Source organism: Vibrio sp. 10N.239.312.D08 (assembly GCF_041466145.1).
In the GTDB taxonomy this organism is placed as follows: Bacteria; Pseudomonadota; Gammaproteobacteria; order Enterobacterales; family Vibrionaceae; genus Vibrio; species Vibrio crassostreae_C.
Window position 1 is genome coordinate 47,582 of record NZ_JBFSSD010000021.1, and the last position, 18,449, is coordinate 66,030.

At 44.7% G+C, this 18,449-nt stretch carries 17 protein-coding genes; 10 read left to right on the forward strand and 7 right to left on the reverse strand.

The features are described 5' to 3' along the window. Positions 1-94 precede the first annotated feature (94 nt). Complete coding sequence (locus tag AB6D58_RS12975; RefSeq protein ID WP_372157466.1) at positions 95-1,051, reverse strand: AEC family transporter; 957 nt, start codon at positions 1,049-1,051, stop codon at positions 95-97. 176 nt (positions 1,052-1,227) lie between these two features. On the opposite strand from AB6D58_RS12975, the gene AB6D58_RS12980 reads away from it, so the two are divergent. Next, entirely contained in the window at positions 1,228-1,821 is a 594-nt protein-coding gene (locus tag AB6D58_RS12980) for a TetR/AcrR family transcriptional regulator (protein WP_029235279.1), read from the forward strand. A gap of 192 nt (positions 1,822-2,013) precedes the next feature. Continuing rightward, positions 2,014-2,862 (forward strand): alpha/beta hydrolase, encoded by an 849-nt coding sequence (locus tag AB6D58_RS12985; RefSeq protein WP_060980908.1) that lies wholly within the window; start codon positions 2,014-2,016, stop codon positions 2,860-2,862. 334 nt (positions 2,863-3,196) lie between these two features. Here AB6D58_RS12985 and AB6D58_RS12990 read toward each other — a convergent pair whose 3' ends face one another. Together AB6D58_RS12990 and AB6D58_RS12995 are read right to left on the reverse strand one after the other, a co-directional pair. Beyond that, the gene (locus AB6D58_RS12990; RefSeq protein WP_372157468.1) at positions 3,197-5,731 is read right to left on the reverse strand and encodes a glycosyl hydrolase family 18 protein; all 2,535 of its coding nucleotides are present in this window, start codon (positions 5,729-5,731) and stop codon (positions 3,197-3,199) included. A gap of 398 nt (positions 5,732-6,129) precedes the next feature. Next, entirely contained in the window at positions 6,130-6,594 is a 465-nt protein-coding gene (locus AB6D58_RS12995; protein ID WP_017065063.1) for a DUF2850 domain-containing protein, read from the reverse strand. Between the two features lie 307 nt (positions 6,595-6,901). On the opposite strand from AB6D58_RS12995, the gene AB6D58_RS13000 reads away from it, so the two are divergent. Next, the gene (locus AB6D58_RS13000; RefSeq protein WP_017069675.1) at positions 6,902-7,183 is read left to right on the forward strand and encodes a pyrimidine/purine nucleoside phosphorylase; all 282 of its coding nucleotides are present in this window, start codon (positions 6,902-6,904) and stop codon (positions 7,181-7,183) included. 216 nt (positions 7,184-7,399) lie between these two features. On the opposite strand, the gene AB6D58_RS13005 is transcribed toward AB6D58_RS13000, so the two are convergent. After that, positions 7,400-8,272: a pirin family protein gene (locus tag AB6D58_RS13005; protein WP_372157470.1), complete on the reverse strand. Its 873-nt coding sequence runs from the start codon at positions 8,270-8,272 to the stop codon at positions 7,400-7,402. 157 nt (positions 8,273-8,429) lie between these two features. On the opposite strand from AB6D58_RS13005, the gene AB6D58_RS13010 reads away from it, so the two are divergent. Further along, positions 8,430-8,714 carry a hypothetical protein gene (locus AB6D58_RS13010; RefSeq protein WP_017061541.1) on the forward strand — a complete coding sequence of 95 codons (285 nt, stop codon included), beginning with the start codon at positions 8,430-8,432 and terminating at the stop codon, positions 8,712-8,714. A 25-nt stretch (positions 8,715-8,739) separates the two neighbouring features. On the opposite strand, the gene AB6D58_RS13015 is transcribed toward AB6D58_RS13010, so the two are convergent. Then, entirely contained in the window at positions 8,740-9,930 is a 1,191-nt protein-coding gene (locus AB6D58_RS13015; RefSeq protein WP_017065061.1) for a GGDEF domain-containing protein, read from the reverse strand. Between the two features lie 315 nt (positions 9,931-10,245). On the opposite strand from AB6D58_RS13015, the gene AB6D58_RS13020 reads away from it, so the two are divergent. The 6 genes from AB6D58_RS13020 to manA all read left to right on the forward strand — a co-directional run bounded on the left by AB6D58_RS13020 (position 10,246) and on the right by manA (position 17,483). Next, on the forward strand, positions 10,246-10,584 hold the full coding sequence (locus AB6D58_RS13020) for a DUF1840 domain-containing protein (RefSeq protein WP_017061543.1): 339 nt from the start codon (positions 10,246-10,248) through the stop codon (positions 10,582-10,584). A gap of 406 nt (positions 10,585-10,990) precedes the next feature. Continuing rightward, positions 10,991-12,385, forward strand: a complete 1,395-nt coding sequence (gene uhpT / locus AB6D58_RS13025; protein WP_102332288.1) for a hexose-6-phosphate:phosphate antiporter — start codon at positions 10,991-10,993, stop codon at positions 12,383-12,385. A gap of 147 nt (positions 12,386-12,532) precedes the next feature. Then, positions 12,533-13,141, forward strand: coding sequence for a transcriptional regulator UhpA (gene uhpA / locus AB6D58_RS13030; RefSeq protein WP_372157472.1), 609 nt, complete (start codon positions 12,533-12,535; stop codon positions 13,139-13,141). Then, positions 13,141-14,637, forward strand: a complete 1,497-nt coding sequence (uhpB, locus tag AB6D58_RS13035) for a signal transduction histidine-protein kinase/phosphatase UhpB (RefSeq protein ID WP_017065060.1) — start codon at positions 13,141-13,143, stop codon at positions 14,635-14,637. Before uhpA ends, uhpB begins: the two co-directional genes overlap by 1 nt. Positions 14,638-14,645: 8 nt before the next feature. Then, on the forward strand, positions 14,646-15,986 hold the full coding sequence (locus AB6D58_RS13040) for an MFS transporter (RefSeq protein ID WP_372157474.1): 1,341 nt from the start codon (positions 14,646-14,648) through the stop codon (positions 15,984-15,986). Between the two features lie 291 nt (positions 15,987-16,277). Next, positions 16,278-17,483 (forward strand): mannose-6-phosphate isomerase, class I, encoded by a 1,206-nt coding sequence (manA, locus tag AB6D58_RS13045; protein ID WP_372157476.1) that lies wholly within the window; start codon positions 16,278-16,280, stop codon positions 17,481-17,483. Here the strand turns inward: manA and AB6D58_RS13050 are convergent. Both AB6D58_RS13050 and AB6D58_RS13055 read right to left on the reverse strand, forming a co-directional pair. Then, positions 17,480-18,004 carry an N-acetyltransferase gene (locus AB6D58_RS13050; RefSeq protein ID WP_065583568.1) on the reverse strand — a complete coding sequence of 175 codons (525 nt, stop codon included), beginning with the start codon at positions 18,002-18,004 and terminating at the stop codon, positions 17,480-17,482. The two genes, manA and AB6D58_RS13050, sit on opposite strands and share 4 nt — an antisense overlap. A 96-nt stretch (positions 18,005-18,100) precedes the next feature. Next, a complete protein-coding gene (locus tag AB6D58_RS13055) occupies positions 18,101-18,358 on the reverse strand; it encodes a YdcH family protein (protein WP_010432560.1) in 258 nt (85 codons plus the stop codon). Positions 18,359-18,449: the final 91 nt, after the last annotated feature.

Genomic DNA, 18,449 nt, shown 5'->3' on the forward strand with positions numbered 1-18,449 from the left:
ATCTAGCAGCCTTTCTGCCCAATCAGTTAGTCCTAAATCAAGGCTTATGACCTTTATTTCAGGGCTTATGTCGGTTTTTTGAAGCCTGTCGCAGCTATATTAAACCCATTGCGGTGAGTGCAAAAATACCTAGTGTGCAAGTGATAAGAGAAACAACGGTCGTGAGCGCGATGATGTTAGCCGCCAAGGTTGAATTCCCTCCCATCGCACGAGCCATAACATAGCTCGCTGCTGCCGTTGGTGCCGCGCTCATCAAAAAGATAAGCCCGAGGTCGAGCCCTTCAAATCCTAAGTACCCAGCCGCCAATGTAATCAGTAACGGTGAGGCAACTAACTTGTAGCTAGAGGCGAACCACGTCGACAACTTTTCTTGTTTGAGCGAGCTAATATCCAGCGACCCACCGGTACACAGCAGTGCCAAAGGTAACGTCATGTTGGCAAAGTACTGACCAGCATCAGTGACCATTTTTGGGATAGGAATCGAAAGCGCATAGAAGACGACCGCTAAGAAAATAGCGATGATCAATGGGTTCTTGGTAATCGACTTAGCGATCACTTTAATCGCTTTCGCACCAGTGTCTTCGCCTTTGGGTGTCAGTGCAATCACGGCTTGAATGTTATACAACACGGTTAGAGATGCGACATAGATAGCCGCCAATGCCACGCCTTGGTTGCCATAGATATTAGCCACATAGGCGAGGCCGATGATCGCGGTATTGGCGCGGAATCCACCTTGGACAATCACACCTTGATCTTTCGAACCTTTAAATACTAATTTGGTTGAGAAAATCGTGAACAAGAAAAAGACAAAGTTAGCGATGACGCCAAACGCAACTAACGCGCTACTGGCTGAAAAGTTGTGATTCGATTGAACAATACTCAGAAATAGCATCGCGGGCAGGGTGACTTGAAATACCACCTTAGATGCGACATCAATGAAATTGTCATTGATTAAGCCGATTCGCTTGAGCATCACACCAAGAAACAGCATTAAACAGATAGGGCCTGTTACCGACGCCGAAAACGAAAACTGTTCCCAAAGTGTGTTCATTCTCTTTCCCTAGTTATTAAACTCAATAATCGGTTAACTCAAATTCCTTTGAATACTGTCGCATTTTTCCACAGTTCTTTGATAAGACAAAATGAATACCTAGGGTTAAGTAAAAAATCTTGAAAAAAAGAACGAACGTGCTAAAAATAATGTATCAGATTTATTATTGGTGAATAATGAGTAAGGGAAAGATAACCAAAGAGTATATTTTGAGCCATGCATTCGCGCTTGCAAGTGAGAATGGGCTTGAGAGTTTGACGATTGGCGAGTTAGCCAAGCAGTGTGGCATGTCTAAGAGTGGCTTGTTTGCACACTTCAACTCTAAAGAAAACCTGCAACTCTCTGTACTCGAGTATTCCAACGCCATATTCACCGAAAGAGTCATCATTCCCGCAAGAGAGCTGGGAGATGGTGATATTGAAGCGAAATTGAAACAGCTGCTCGACAATTGGTTGGGCTGGAACCATTCATTCCAAGGCAGTTGCATGTTTATTGATGCATGGAAAGATGCGGGCAGTGAAAGGTCTGTGATTCAGAAAGCACTGCAGAAAACCATTTCAGTGTGGATTGACTACTTGACGATTCAGGTAGCAAAAGCGGTTGAGAGCAAACAGTTCAGAGCCGATTTAGACCCGAAACAGGCAACCTTCGAGTTATACGGTCTTTATTTGAGTGCGAACTTGTTCTACTCGTTACGAGGCCAACAAGCGAGCCACACCCATTTTTGGAGTGGTGTCGAGCGCTTGGTAGCCAGTTGGAGAGCGGTTTAATACATACAGCAGGTTAACTCGCAAATCATGTGACTTTGCTTAACTAAGGTTTGCAAAAGATTTTAACAGAAGTGGCGGCAAGCAATCATAAACAGCGCTATCGTCATTTTTTATACTAACAAATAGCACGGTCGTTCGATTTTTAGGGCCGAGCTCGATCCGCCAATGATGATGGCGATACAAGGAACGGTCATGAGTGACAAAATCTACTTTAATACATCGAACAAATTCAGCTTCAAGCGCAGCTTAATTGGCGCAACAACCAACCTGCATTACATTCTAGCGCCGAGTCATGCGAAGAAAACCGCACGTAAGCTGCTGCTCACGCCAATGCGTACCGAGCAAAAAAATGCCGATCCCCAAGGGCTTATCAAGAGTGAAATCAAAGGTCGTGATGGCGTTTTAAAAACCTATTCTTTGGGTGCGGGGCCTGTTTGGGTGCTGACTCATGGTTGGTCTGGCACCGCGAGTCAGTTTTTCCCTCTGATGGAACATATCGCCGCTAAAGGTTTTACGGCTCTGGCTTATGATCACCCTGCTCATGGTGGCAGTGATGGTGTACATGGTCATATTCCTGCGTTTGTGAACGGCCTTGAAGCGATTCTCGATTCGGTGGGTGAGGTAGCAGGTTTGGTCGGTCACAGTATGGGCACGGCTTCTGCGTTGGAATGTAAGCACGTTAAATTGGAAAACAAGCCATTATTGCTGATTGCACCTGTACTGGATTATCTAGAAAACCTATTTGGCAGCGTCGCACGTTCTGGTTACTCAATGAAACTGTTCGAGGCGGTAGTTGGAGAAGTCGAAGAGCAGTTTAACTATCCAATTCAGTCTGTTGATCCCTATGGAAAGCTAGCGCTTCGTGAGTCTCAAACGATCATCGTTCATGATGAGCAAGACAAGTTTACTAAGTTTGATGTGTCTCAGCGTGCTGCTAATGAAATGGGTCGCGTTACTTTAATTGCGACTCAAGGACAGGGCCACGGGCGAGTAATGAAGTGCCCACAAGTGTTCGAGAGCTTTGATAACTTAATTGGCTAAGTCTAATACCAATCGTAGTAAATAACTGTTCACCCTAGCTTGTTAAAAATCTCGATAACGTCGTTAGATTTTTTGATTGTAGAATAACTACTCATCGAAACTATTTATTGAAAAGAGCAGCCTTGTTCTCAAGCTTTTTTCCTGCGCTATTTTTGAACACTTGCTTACTGTGATTGGTATAACGAGCGCAAGTCAGTAGGACGCCAGTAAAAAAATCGTAAGCTCAAAGCTCAGAAAACGTAAATAAAAAGGCCAACCAGACAGTATCTGGTTGGCCTTTGTTTTAGGGATTTAGTTGATGCTTAGTCAGTATTTAACTAAGCACTATTTTTAGTTAGCAGCTTGCAGGACCGATCTCTTTCCACACGCCCCATTGGCCTGTCGTTGTTGGATCTTCACCTGTTGTCCACCATTTTGCTTCCCAAACCTTACCGCCTTGAGTTACTTGGTCGCCGCCAGTGTAGACCGCGCCTGAATCCCAAGCGTTAGTACACGTACCGCCGCCTGTGGTTTTCTTAAGAACTTTCACTGAAGTAGCTGCTACCGATGTCTCTGTGCCATCGCTGACTGTTACAGAGAAGTTCAGCGTTGTATCTTTCGTGTATTCCGCTGCGACAAAGCTCACTGAAGAACCTTGAACCGTTGCATCAATACCAGCAGGCACATCCCACGTGAAGGTCAATGTATCTTGGTCAGCATCGCTCGAAGCCGAAGCATCAACCACGACTACGTCACCCGCATTAACTTCAGCTGGAGCTGAAACAATCGCAACTGGTGCTGTATTGACTGGACCTGTGTCCTTAGGGGTTACTGTTACAACCACTGTGTCAGTTGCAGTAGCACCTTCGTTATCAGTTACCGTTAGGCTGAACGTTAGTACTTCTTGTTGAGCGACTTCAACCACATCGAAGCTTGCAACAGCCGCATTAGCGTTCGCCAGCGTTACTGCCGTGCCGCTTACTTGTGACCAAGCGTAGCTCGCAATTGAGCCGTCGCTGTCTTTTGAAGCGCTACCGTCTAGAGAAACAGAAGCTGGGCCTTCAACCGATTGGTCTGCGCCCGCTGCAGCTGTTGGCTTGCGGTTGACAGGATCTGTTGTTCCGCCCGCTAGGCCTTCATGCATTGCGTTGAGGATGTCGCCGTTATCTGCATCAATCTCCCAAGAGAATAGACCCGCAAGGCCAAGGCTACGAACGTACGCGCCTTTTGCTTTTACTGAGCGGTCATCATCAAATGTGATCAGCTTGCCCGAAGTACGGTTCCAAACGTAAGGCGCTTCTGCCATTTCGTCGTAACCATACTCAAAGCCGTTGATGCCTTGGTTGTTTGCACCAAGCATGTTCGCTTTAATGCCTTTGTAGTCAATAACGCCATCTTCCCATACACCCTGAGCAGAGCTGCCGGTCAGTTTGCCATTACCTACGCCAGTCATTGGGTCGCTAGGATCTGAAAGTGATGATGGTAATACGCCTTCCCAACCACGGCCGTACATCGCTGTACCAACCACAAGTTTGTTCGCTGGAACACCTTGCTCAAGCAGCAATTGGATGCCGTTGTCAGTGGTGTAAGCTGGGCCAGTGTATTGTTCGCCATTTTCATCAAGGCCTGTGCCATCACATTGACCAGGGCGCATGAAGTTACCGCAGTTTAGTGCTGTTTGGTGACCTAACACGTTGTTCCAACCGCCGTAGAAGTCGTAAGTCATTGCGAAGATGTAATCCATGTATTGGATAGCATCGCCGTAGTTCACGTCTTCAATCTTATCGTGACCAACACCGATCGCAGATGTTAGCTCGTAAGTACGGCCGTTCTCAGCTTCTAGCTCATCTAACATAACGCGCAGCTCTGCCATCAATGCAATGTAAGCAGGGCCGTCATTTACAGGGTCACCAAGATCGGGAGCAGCACCGCCTCCACCTGGGAATTCCCAGTCAATATCGACACCATCGTAGAATTTCCATGTATTTAGGAACTTCTTAACCGATGCAACGAACGTGTCGCGGTTCGCTTTTGTAGTGAAATCGAAGAACGGGTCAGACAGTGTCCAACCACCAATTGATGGGATGATTTTCAAGTCTGGATTGCGCTGTTTTAGCGCCATCATCATTGCGTAGTTACCCTTGATAGGTGAGCTGTATTCGTGACCAGCTTGCGGGAAACTCTTTTGGAAAGCTGCCCAAGGGTCATGAATCACCACTTCGTAATCGTTTACACCCTGACAGGCTGTCATGAGTGCGTTGTAGCTGTTGCCGCCTACCGATTTTACTGATTCATTAGGACCACAAATTGGGATGAAGCCATAAAGGATATGGGTCAAGTTGTCAGCGGGTAGGTTATCAACCGTGTAATCACGACCATAAATACCCCATTCCACAAAGTAAGTGCCTACTACCGTGTTTGGGTCTGTATTGTATGACTTGTTATTCGGGTCAACATTCATTGCAAGTGGTGCTAAGTGTGAACCATCGGTATCTGCAATCGTGATCTGAGCGGGAGCACTCTTGGCGCAGCCTGTTTCGTCACACGCCTCGATTTCCATCTGAAATAAGCCGCCTTGGCCGTATTCGAATGAAGCTGTAGTTTGGCTGCCAGTAATAGGGCCAGTGGCCACTTTAACGCCATCGAAGTAGATGTTGTACGTGTTTCCTGACGTTCCGCTCCATTGGTTGAACTTGACGTCGACCTTTGCTTTGTCGTGATATTTAACCATCTGGTTGTAGCCTGATGTGGTTTCCATCGCGAGTTCAATTTTAGAAAACTGCAGGTTGTTGGAACCGTACATGTCGATGCTAGGTGCTGTTGGAGCAGCTAATGCTGTACCAGATAGCGCTAGAGCAATGCTTGCCGCACAGGTATTAATACGAATCATACTATTTCTCTCATTCCTTGAAGGTTACGAGAACCAAATGGCCCCATAAACGGCTCCAGTCAGTTTTGAAGGAGCTTCCCAGTCAGTATTCGAGAGAGTTTTAATTTTATAACTGAAAATAAATCCGTTTTCGATGGACAACTAAAAAATAGTATTTCGTTACAATTCTGTTGCTTAATGAGTGAGAGGCTGAGTCCATGTTTTATAAAATAAAACACCCTTCAGAAGTAAAATCTCATAAGTGAAAATCCACGACATGAAGTTATGAAAAGGTGCGACAAACTATAAGAAAATACTGTGGATTGAAGCTGAATCACAAAGTGAAGTATGTTGAGCGAGCGGGGTCGATCGACGGGTAAACTTGAAGACGAATGCTTATGGCAGTATGGATAAGAGGGTTATCTTTTGAATTGCTCAGCTAAGGAAGCGCGTCGTTGTTGCATGACACTATGGGTATCACCAGTCGCAGTATCTTCGTAGCCTTCTTTAATAAATTGCTGAGATGGTACGCTTGGCTCTAATCGCTTTAAGCGAGGCGAATCGTAAGTACCACTGATGGTGTAAACGGTGGTTCCAGAGCCAGTGTTGATCGTGACGATCTTCCCGTCAAAATCGAATGAGGTAGTGATAAGACGATGATTCATCATCACACCGTTTTCTGAAAGTGTCAGGATGTCGGTGTTGTAAGGTGGCGCCGCAATCTCTATCCATGTGCCATAGACGTTGCTTGGGCTGACAGATTGCTGGTGGGCTTGGTAAGCAAAATAGCCGGCGGTGAGGGCAACCATAAAGCCAGCTAATAGGAAGCCGTAGAGTAACGAGTTGGCAAATAGATCTCTGCTTTTAGTCGGCTTTTTTGCCATTATCTCTTCATTTTTCGACTGATATTGTTTTAGATTCTATTAATTAAAACCTTAGTTTGCAAAAATTGTTCTAAGAGTTAGAAGCAGGATCGAATGTTCTAATAAATGTGGTTGCGTTAGTGGTTTTTAGCCTTGCTCCTCAGTATTTACGCTATCAATGAAAGCGAACTCCAGAAATGCTTAAGCTATGCGTATTTATTTCTTGTAGGAAAGTCTCGAATTGGTTAAAACAATTATCACCTAAATTTACGCATAGGCTTACTCGGTGAGCTCAATAATTGCAATTTGAAGATAACAAGGAAGTACAATGATTAAAGAAAACACATACTTTGAAGGTGGCGTTAAGTCGTTAGCGTTTAACCAGTCTGGTGCTGATGTGAGTGTTGGTGTAATGGCGGTTGGTGAGTATACGTTCGGTACTGCGGCTCCAGAAAAGATGACCGTTGTTAAAGGTGCTTTGATTGTAAAGCGTGTTGGCGATGATGACTGGACGACATACCAAGCTGGTGAGTCTTTTGACGTTGCGGGTGACTCTTCATTCGACCTACAGGTAAAAGAAGCGACGGCTTACCTGTGTGAGTACTTGTAATCAGATCTAAATTTGTTCAATCAGGGCATCGTTTGTCTCTGATTTAATAGAAAAAAACCACGCTCTAGGAGCGTGGTTAAATAAGTGATAGTAACCGGCAGTGGATAGTGTCACTTGTTTTTGTAGTCATCAAATGGATGACCAAATCGTTGTTCGTTGCAAAGTATCTTCAATCTTCAATCTTCAATCTTCAAAGCTCAACTCAAAGCCAAGACATCAGTAAGTCTCAAACACACCGTTGTTGTAGTCTTGAATTGTTTGTTCAATCTCTTCCATCGAGTTCATGACAAACGGGCCATAATGCACAACAGGTTCATTAATCGGTTCACCAGAAAAAATCAGTACCCCTGAATCTTCTAAGCTACCCAAAGACAGCAAGTCAGCTTTGGTGAGTTGGGCAAGTTGACCTTGGTTGATGACTTTGTCGCCGATCTTAATACTGCCTCGGTACACGTAAGTCATGGCATTGTGATTAACATTAGTCCCTAACGTGACTTTTTGCCCAGAATGAGAGCGCCAATCCGCAACGCTTAATGGCACACCTGTTTTCTGTAATGGGCCCTGCGCTCGTAAAGCCTCTGAATCCTTGTCAGTTTGGTTGTGCAGTTCAAACCCTCCGGCAATCACTCTTAACAAACCACTTTGTTCACTTTGATGCTCCGCGATGCTTTCACTTTGGAAATCGTGATACTGAGCTGGCTGCATTTTGTGTGTCGCAGGTTGGTTTATCCAAATCTGAAAACCATGCAGCGCACCTTCTTCCATCATTGGCATTTCGCTGTGAATGACACCACGGCCTGCGGCCATCCATTGAGCGCCACCGCTGCGTAGCTCTCCAACATTCCCCATATGGTCTTTGTGTTGGAAGTGACCTTGGAGCATGTAAGTGAGCGTTTCTATCCCACGGTGAGGATGTGGAGGAAAGCCGTCAACATAGTCTTTGCTTTCATCCGACTTCAGTTCATCAATCATTAAAAATGGAGAGAAACGTGCGTTATTAAAACCTGCGAGTCGTTGGATTTTGACGCCATCACCATCTGAGGTGGCATGTGCTGTAATCACATGATCTACTGCTCTTACATTCGTCATTTTGAAACCCTCATAAACTTGAATAGCTGTAGTTTATGTAATTTGATTTAAAAAGAAGATGGCACAGCGTTGAGTGACTTATTCGAAAATCTTGAACAGGTAACAATATGAAATTATGTCTATACTCAATAGAGAGTATATCGCCAAGGAGGCCGCTATGGCAGTTCAGCAAAAACATGGCGAAAGGCATGGTCGGATAGGTTTTGATAACGACTTTACAACGGAGCAAAGCCAGCGCTTTACAGAGGTTGCAAACAGCGCAGTTAAACGCCGCGTGAAAAAACGTGAGATAGAAGCGCCGTTTATTCAGTCAGCTAAGCAAGCCGCTTTTAAAACCGTGGTGAGGCGACCTAAAGGGAATAACCCAAACCGAACACGTCAAGTCATATGGATTATTATGATCGGGTTAGTGAGTCTTTGGCTTATGTACCTTGCAGGTTAGCAGCGCCGCTCCGTTATAGGAATGGCTAGCGTTGGCGCGTTTTTAATAGCGTAACATTGTTCCCTTCGATCTTCGCTTCAAAGCAATCTTCAAGTTCAGATGAATCCGGTGCTGAGCTAACAAGGCTCGTTGGTAGTTCTTCTATCAGGGTCGATACTGGGTTGTCGTGATAATAAGCATATCGGTTTTTTCCTGAATGCTTGGCAACATACATCGCTTTATCAGCACATCTCGTCAGCTCATGTAATTCTTGGGCATCTTGCGGATACAAAGCAACCCCAACACTTAACGTCAATTCCTTGATTCTCTCGTTTGTTTGGCAGCCGCTTTCGAACAGCCCGCAGATCCTATCTAGAATGCCGTCTAGATCTTTACGAGTTGGCACATCGTAGAGCATCAGAACAAACTCGTCTCCAGCAAAGCGCGCGATGGAATAATCGTATTCATGGCTTTTTCTGTCTCTGGTTCGAATGTTGTTGCTCAAGCGATTGGCAAAATGCTGTAAGACACTGTCTCCCACATCGTGCCCGTAGCTGTCGTTAATGCCTTTAAAGTCATCTATATCCAAAAAGACCAATGCCGTAAGTGATCGCTCACTATCCACTGTCGCAAGCTTTTCTACAGCCCAGCGCTCAAAGCTCCAACGGTTTGCCAATCCGGTAAGTTGGTCTCTGTAGGCGAGATCTTCAATGCCTTCTTTATAAAGGCGTTGGATATAACTGACGGCTTTTGTGTAGTAATAAGCGGATGTGTGACACACCAAGCTCATAGTAAACAGGCTAAGAATAAACCGATGTGTGCTGTTAAATGGCAGAGAAAAGTTATTGGGCATTGCCGTAATCAAGGTGCTGATAAACAAACAAAATGAGGTGCTAAAGATGATTCCAATTCTGAAGTCATTGATAAAAATCACCGCCGCCAGAATAGGGTAGAGCCAAAGAATTCGGTCAGGAATGGCGTGACTGTACAAAAATAGGATGACCCCTTGAACCAGTAAAACACCGCTCAGGATCAATTCGGAATATTCAGGGTTAATGACTTTTCTTACGTAAAATGCATTGGAGATAGCGATCAGTGCAAAACACAATTCGAAAACCGACAGTGTGTAATGTTGGCCTTGGAAGTAAGCCCAAGTGTAGAAAATGAATAACGCAGCGGCAGTCAGTGAAAAGGAGTGGACAATTTTTTGCTTGCGGGTGGATCGTATGTCCGCCATTTCTTCTAGGTGCCTGCCGACGAGCCTTTTCATGTGATCTGTGCCAAAGTTTTTGATAATGGTGTTAATAGTAGATTAAATAACAAGCTATGCAGAGGCTTAGATGTCTATTTAGTGTGACTACTATCAAGGTTTCATATGAAAGGCTGTTCAATCAATTCCAAATAGTGATGTATATCACCGATGGTGCTGGTCATCTCTAGAAGATTAGATTTAAGCATCAAACTTGTAACCGTTGTTTGATGTTTATCTACTTGCTTTCCAGAGAGTTACTCCACATAGTTTGTAAACGACCAAAATTAAGAAAGGCTCATTATGTTAATTACCTTTAGTTGTAAAGCTCATGCTAGTGTCACGATGTTTGGTGAAGTCGGCCTCCAGTTCATCAAGATGCTTGGGCATAGCGGCTCCATCCCAGGTGCTATGGATGCTTCAGAGGTTCCTCAAGCTCTGGATAATCTACGTGCTGCTATTGCAGCAGAGCAGAGCAAGTCCGTAGAGCATGAAAATACTGATGACGACAATGAAGAAGAGGTGGTTGAAGCGCCTGTTAATATCGGTAGTCGAGCGTTCCCACTGGTTGAATTATTAAAAGCTGCCATCAAAGATGAATGTGAAGTAATGTGGGAAGACGGTAGCGGCAAGCGACTGTAGTACGATTCACGCGAAACGTAACAAGCCTATTGAATCTATTTTAATCAGAATGAATGCTGAACCAGTATCGGACACACCATGACCATGGAGTTTTATGGTGATGAACCGATACTGGTGTTTTTTTAGTGAAGTAATCCACTCGTTTCTGTTTATTTACAAGGTTCGTCAGCCCTGAAATGAGTGACTTTTGTTATCGTAATATCAATCCATAACAGACCGTAAACAAAGTGATGCTGTTCACGCTTTCTTGACTCCCAATTCTGAACTAAGAATTTTTCCTAGTTATTCTAAGACCCTCTCTCATGCGGTCGATTTTTAGACTCCTTATTATTTCACGGTCAACTAACAAACAATGTATGGCCGCAATTATGCCGTGCAGACCTCACAAAAAATAAGAGAGTTCACAATGTTAAAGTTCCTAGATCAGGTTCGAAAACCGACGCTGGATCTTCCGGTCGAAACTAGAAGAAAAATGTGGTTTAAACCATTCCTACAATCTTACCTCGTCGTGTTCATTGGTTATCTAACCATGTATTTGATCCGTAAGAACTTCAATGTCGCGCAAAACGACATGATTTCTACTTATGGATTATCGATGACGGATCTAGGTCTTATCGGTCTGGGTTTCTCTATCACTTACGGTATCGGTAAAACCGTCGTTTCCTATTATGCCGATGGTAAAAACACCAAGCAGTTCCTGCCATTCATGCTTGTCCTTTCTGGTATCGCTATGTTGGGCTTCAGCTTCAGTATGGGCGGTGGCAGTGCTAGCTTATTCTTGATGGTTGCCTTCTATGCGTTGAGTGGTTTCTTCCAAAGTACCGGCGGTCCTTCAAGCTACTCGACCATCACTAAATGGACGCCTCGTAACAAGCGTGGTTCTTATTTAGGCCTTTGGAATATGTCGCACAACGTGGGTGGCGCAGGTGCCGCTGGTGTTGCTCTGTTCGGTGCTAACTACCTTTTTGATGGCAACGTGATCGGTATGTTCGTGTTCCCATCAATCATTGCGATTGTGGTTGGCTTTATTGGTATGCGCTTTGGTAATGACTCTCCAGAAGCCTATGGTCTAGGTACGGTTGAAGAGTTGTTTGATGAAGAAGTCAGCGAAGAAGATACGGCTGCTGAAGAAAATCAAATGACTAAGAAAGAGATCTTTGTTGAATACATCCTGAAAAACAAAGTGATCTGGTTGCTCTGCTTCGCGAATATCTTCTTATACATTGTTCGTATCGGTATCGATCAATGGTCTACCGTTTATGCGTATCAAGAGCTAGGTCTATCAAAAGAAACCGCGATTTCAGGCTTCACTCTGTTTGAGGTTGGTGCACTGGTCGGTACGTTAATGTGGGGTTATCTGTCAGACCTTGCGAACGGACGCCGTGCTTTGGTTGCTTGTGTATCGCTTGGCCTGATTATCGTTTCGCTAGAGTTCTACCAGCATGCAACCAGTGAGTTCATGTACCTAGCATCACTGTTTGTGCTTGGTTTCCTAGTATTTGGTCCTCAGTTGCTGATTGGTGTTGCTGCAGTAGGTTTCGTGCCTAAGAAAGCAATCAGCGTTGCGGATGGCGTGAAAGGTACATTTGCTTACTTAATTGGTGACAGCTTTGCCAAACTTGGCCTAGGTATGATTGCAGACGGCACACCTATTTTTGGCTTAACGGGTTGGAAAGGCACGTTCGCAGCGCTTGATACGTCAGCTGCCATTTGTATCGTGTTGCTGCTATTCGTTGCGGTTGCGGAAGAGAAGAAGATTCGCCACGCTAAGAAAATGCACTTAGCGTCTCAAAGCGCGTAGCGAGTCTCATGTGCTTTATTGGTTTAAAGCACGTGAGATCATACCAATCGTTAGTTCGATTCAGTATCATCTCTATCAATAAACTTAATTTTAGATAGCTCCTGTTGGGGCTATTTTTCTTTCTTACTCTTAATTTTGGTTAATATCATGATTAATGTTGCGCTTGTTGATGACCACGTCATTGTTCGATCTGGCTTTGCTCAATTACTCAGTCTTGAAGCTGATATTACGGTCGTGGGTGAATTCAACTCTGCGGCAGAAGCGCGCCTAGGATTGCCAAGCTGTCACCCTGATGTCGTGATCTTGGATATCTCAATGCAAGATGAAAGTGGCCTGAGCTTATTGGAAGAGATTCCATCTGGCATTGCCAGCATCATGTTGAGCGTTCATGACTCTCCGGCGATGGTTGAGAAGTCATTAGAGTTAGGAGCCAAAGGTTATCTCAGCAAGCGCTGTAGCCCTGATGAGTTAATTCAAGCCGTACGCACGAGCGCAAATGGTGGCTGTTATCTCACGCCCGATATCGCCATAAAGCTTGCGACACCCATGAAGAACAAAGCCACTTTAAATCAGCTCACCCGCAGAGAAAGCGAAGTGTGCCAGTTATTGGCAACAGGGCTCGATGTAAAATCTATTGCCGTAGAGCTAGGGGTTAGCCATAAAACGGTGCATGTACACCGTGCCAATGCTATGGACAAACTCAATGTTAAGAACAACGTCGAGTTAGCTAAATTGTTTACACAAGACCAGTATTAATGCGTTCTTACCTAGCCACCTCCCTGTGTGGGGTTTTTATGGCTGGTTGTGCATGGTTCTGTTTGTGGGTTATTGCCTTCTATTTTATTAATGACCCTGAGTTAGCCATTCTGCTTTTCCCGTTTTCACTTCGATTGGGAATGACGCTGCACACTCGCACTCACTATTGGCCTGCTATCTATATTGCCGAGTGGGGGCTTGCGATCGCTTTAGCTCTGCTACTTGATGAACCTCAATGGCTGACGATACTCATCGCCAGTGGATTGAGTATTCCTGCCACGCTAATTGCCAAGCGTTATTATTCTGGTGACCAGAATCGTCACTTGTTAGTGATGGCGAGCTTAATCATGGTCACAGCATTTATTAACGTTGCCGTGGTGGGTTCTCATGTTTCTGCTGTTTACATGGTGTGGTTGGTGAGTATTACTGGCGGACTGATGCTGGTGCCGATGTGTTATCTGGTCTGGAACTATCTATTCCAAAACAAGTGGGCACCATTGAGCTCTTACTTAATCAATAATGTCGTTGAGTTCAAAATCCGTCATATTGCTTTATATAGCGTGTTGTTGGTCGCCAGTATTTTGATACAAACCAGTTTGCCTGATGAGCTAAGGCGCTTTGCCCCGTTCTGTATGGCGATCCCTATTATCTTGCTCGCCGTTCGTTATGGATGGCAAGGTGCTCTGCTTGCAACAATGTTAAATAGTGTCGCGTTGATTGCAGCCCACAGCGGAACATCCAAACTCGAAATTACCGACTTACTCTTGTCTCTATCTGCTCAAACCATCACAGGTATACTGCTTGGTTTAGCGGTTCAAAAGCAGAAAGATCTCAACTCCAAATTGCGAAGTGAACTCTCCAGAAATCAAAACCTTTCACGTCAGTTAGTTACCGCTGAAGAGTCGGTTCGTCGTGATATTGCGCGTGAACTGCATGATGAAATCGGCCAAAACATCACGGCAATTCGTACTCAGGCAAGCATTATTAAACGTGTCGACGCGGCTGAGATGAGCGTTCGCTGTGCGGGTACCATTGAATCATTATCTTTGAATGTTTATGACACCACCAAACGTCTACTTACAAAATTAAGACCTAAGATGCTGGACGATCTGGACCTAAAAGATTCCGTGGAACAGCTTATTCGAGAGATGGAGTTTTCGGATCACGGCGTTGATATTCAGTTAAATTGGCAAGGTGATTACTCGTGTTTGAGTGACACGCTTAAGGTCACTATCTTCAGGCTGTGCCAAGAATCTCTAAACAATGCCTCTAAATACGCCAACGCGAGCGAAATCAGAATTGAACTGCTTTTAGGTGACCAGGCTTATCTTCAGATATCAGATAATGGCATTGGTTTTACAGCGCAAGATCTTCTCAAAGGAATGGGTGTTCGCGGTATGCAAGAGCGTGTTCAGGCGCTCGGCGGCAAGATGACAATCAACGCTAATGGCTCATCTTCGGGTACCAATATCAGCGTTACATTACCTAAAGTGTGAGAACGAATATGTTTGGATTTCTGCGCTCAACAACGTCAGAGAGTGATGCTCTAACTGATGATGAGGTCAATCAGAGTTATCGCTATTGGCGCCTTCACATCATGATAGGAATGTATGTCGGCTATGCGGGTTTTTACTTCACTCGTAAAACCTTTAATTACGCCGCGCCTGCAATGATCACCGATCTAGGTTTGGACAAAGGCGATATCGGCTTAATTGGCACGCTCTTTTATCTTTCTTATGGCTTATCGAAATTTATCTCAGGCACGATATCGGATCGGTCGAACCCTCGTTACTTCATGGGGCTTGGCCTAATCGCGACTGGTCTGATAAACATCGCGTTTGGCTTTTCGAGTTCGTTAGCGGCTTTTATCTCGCTATGGGTACTGAATGCATGGTTCCAAGGTTGGGGCTGGCCATCGTGTTCCAAGTTATTGACGACTTGGTATTCTCGCTCCGAAAGAGGCTTTCGCTGGGCAATCTGGAATACAGCGCACAACGTTGGTGGAGCGCTTATCCCTATTCTTGTGGGTTATCTAACGCTGCAGTTCAGTTGGCGAGCTGGGTTTATCTGGCCGGGTGTGATTGGTGTTTTTATCGGTCTTATTGTCTGCTGGCGCTTACGTGACAAGCCCACCACCATGGGACTTCCGACGGTAGGGAAGTGGCGCAGTGATCACCTGGAATTAGCGCAAGAGAGCCATGGGCAAGGGTTAAGCTATCGAGAGATCCTGAAAACCTATGTGTTCAGCAATAAGTACATTTGGTTGCTCGCCTTTAGCTATGTGCTGGTTTACATCGTAAGAACGGCGGTCAACGACTGGGGGAACTTATACCTAACCGAAGAACACAATTACAGTTTGATAAACGCCAACGCTGCTTTGTCTCTGTTCGAGATTGGCGGTTTCGTTGGTTCACTTGTTGCTGGGTGGGGCTCGGATAGGCTGTTTGGTGGCAACCGCGGTCCAATGAACATCTTGTTTGCCATCGGCATATTTCTTTCAGTTTCTGCATTGTGGTTGATGCCTTTAACCAACTTTGTGTTTCAAGCGGCTGGGCTGTTTTGTGTAGGCTTTTTTGTTTTTGGTCCTCAAATGCTTATTGGCATGGCGGCGGCAGAATGCTCGCACAAAGACTCTGCTGGGGCGGCGACAGGTTTTGTTGGCTTGTTTGCTTACATGGGTGCAGCACTTTCTGGTTACCCATTAGCTCTCGTTCTAGAAACTTATGGCTGGAGTGGATTCTTCATTACCATCTCGACTTGTGCGGCCGTTATTGGCTTGCTGCTACTGCCTTTCCTACAAGCTCAATCACCTCAGAAAAGTGCCGAGGTTCGCTCTGGTTTTTAAGGAACGATAACAAGATAGTCACTAGTGTTTGTATTCAGATGCTTGTATCGCTGCTGTAATCAGTGCGATACAAGCCGCTATCTTATTCTCAGCGCTTTCTACTCGTGATATTCAAATGTGACTATTTTCACGCTTTTCATCGGTCTCACCTGTTTCTAAGAATTTTTCCTATTGCGTCTAAGACCTCATCTCATGTGGGTTCTAGCCGAGCTCTGTAGTCTTTCTAATTATTTACGTTATTAGAAATCAGCTCTCTGAATTGTGTTCAAAGGGCTCACTACGGAAAACGCCATGTCACTCAGCCACCTCTCAGAACACTCATTTTTCCCAATGGAAAACACCATCCAAAATTATGCATGGGGGAGCATTTCTTCGATACGTGAACTGTTTGGCTTTCAGAATGAGTCACAAGAGCCGCAAGCGGAAGTTTGGATGGGAGCGCATCCAAAAGGTTGCTCAATGGTTAAGCTTGACCAGCACTTGGTGCCTCTCTCTGAGCTGATTAACAAGAATAAACCGGCCTATCTATCAAGCGATATTGCGCAGGAGTTTGGTGAGCTGCCGTTCTTGTTTAAGATCTTGGCAGCAGAAAAAGCGTTGTCTGTTCAGGTTCACCCAAACAAGCGCCAAGCAGAGGTTGGCTTTGCAAGAGAGGAGCAAGCAGGAATCCCTCTGACTGCAGGACATCGTAATTACAAAGACTCTAACCACAAACCTGAATTGGTTTACGCGATCACTGAATATCAAGCAATGAATGGCTTTCGAGAATTCGATGAAATATTAGGGTTGTTCAGAAAGTTGAATTCGAGCGAGCTGGCTGGTTTAGTTGAAGAGTTTGGCAACCACCTTGATTCTCTAGGTTTAGAGGCGTTTTTCCGTGATTTATTAACTCTGGACGACCAACGTAAACACCGAGCATTAGAGCAACTTCTGGCTTACGCGGCTGCTCATCAAGACCAAGCGGAGTTTGCTTTGGTTATTGAGCTTAGTCATCAGTATCCAAACGATATTGGTCTATTTTGTGTTCTGCTTCTTAACTTGATCACATTGAACCCGGGTGAAGCGATGTATTTGAATGCGAATACTCCGCATGCTTACATTAAGGGAACTGGGCTCGAGATCATGGCAAATTCAGACAACGTTTTGCGAGCAGGTTTAACGCCAAAGCACATTGATGTCGCCGAGTTGGTTGCCTGTACAGAGTTCAAACCGATCCCGTTTGAACGCTTGTTGTTAGCGCCCTCAAAACTGGGTCAATGTGATAGTTATGATATTCCTGTCAGTGATTTCAACTTCAATATCTTTCATAGCCCTCAGCAAGAAGAAGTGATCACAAGCGGCGCTGAGATTTTAATGGCAATAGATGATGATTTAACGCTAATGAGCCAGAAAGGTGAACACCTGACACTCACCAAAGGGCAATCGGTATTTATCCCTGCCTATATTGGTCATTATGTACTGAGCAGTAATGGGCGAGTGGTTAGGGCGTTTAATTAGAGATGGTGTTTGTGGTATAGATTGAGCTCCATCCCCACAAAATCATCATCTCCTTCATCAACAACGTGATAGCCAAGCGATTGATAAAAGTTAATAGCACGAGCATTACTTTTAAAACTCGATAGAGTGACTTGACTAAGTTGCTCTGCCATAGCTTTTTTATGTATGAGAGTCATGACTTGCTTGCCAAGCGAACGACCTTGGTACTGGGGGAAAATGATCAGCAAATGAATATGGTATGCGTTGTCATAAGGTTTAAAGCAGGCGAGCCCCACTCTTTTATTTTCGCGATATACCCAATGAAACCAAGATGGATGGTATTCGTTTAAAAGTCGTTGACGTTGAAAGTCGTCATCCCAGCCGAAAACGCTATCTACGTGTATGAAGATACCTTGTTTAACACACGCAAACAGTTCATCGAATTCAGAATTTGAAGCGAGTTGGAGTTGTATGTTCTCTTCTTTCATTGCCACTTTTACCGCTTCCTTATCAAACGCCTTTGAATAAGCAAACAGTAACATAATTGAAGAAGCCGAATTAGCTTAGATTTGCGAAGTGATGAAACCAAAAAGCCATGCGTGATGCATGGCTAAGAATAAAGTCTTGGATTGATTTTTCTATACGATCTTAAGCGCGTGATGGCGCGTGAGCTGTTTGTGTAGCGAGTCTTTTAGCGCCATGCGTTCAACTTTGAGGTTGTGCATGCTGTCGTCATCGATAGGGCTGCCAGAGATTTCTAGCTGACGGATGTCGTAGTCGAGTTGGTGGTATTTCTGCATGTCTGCTTTGAATTTTTCGTCGTCGTGGTTGAGCTGAACAATGTCTAATTTAAGATCTGGGAAATCTAAGATAAAGGCATGGTTTTCATTGAGCATTGGCACTTCCTCTCTAGTCGAATTATTAACAGTATAGAAGTAATTTTTCGAAAGAAATGTGGTTCAAAACACAAAGCCGTAAAGCGATCAA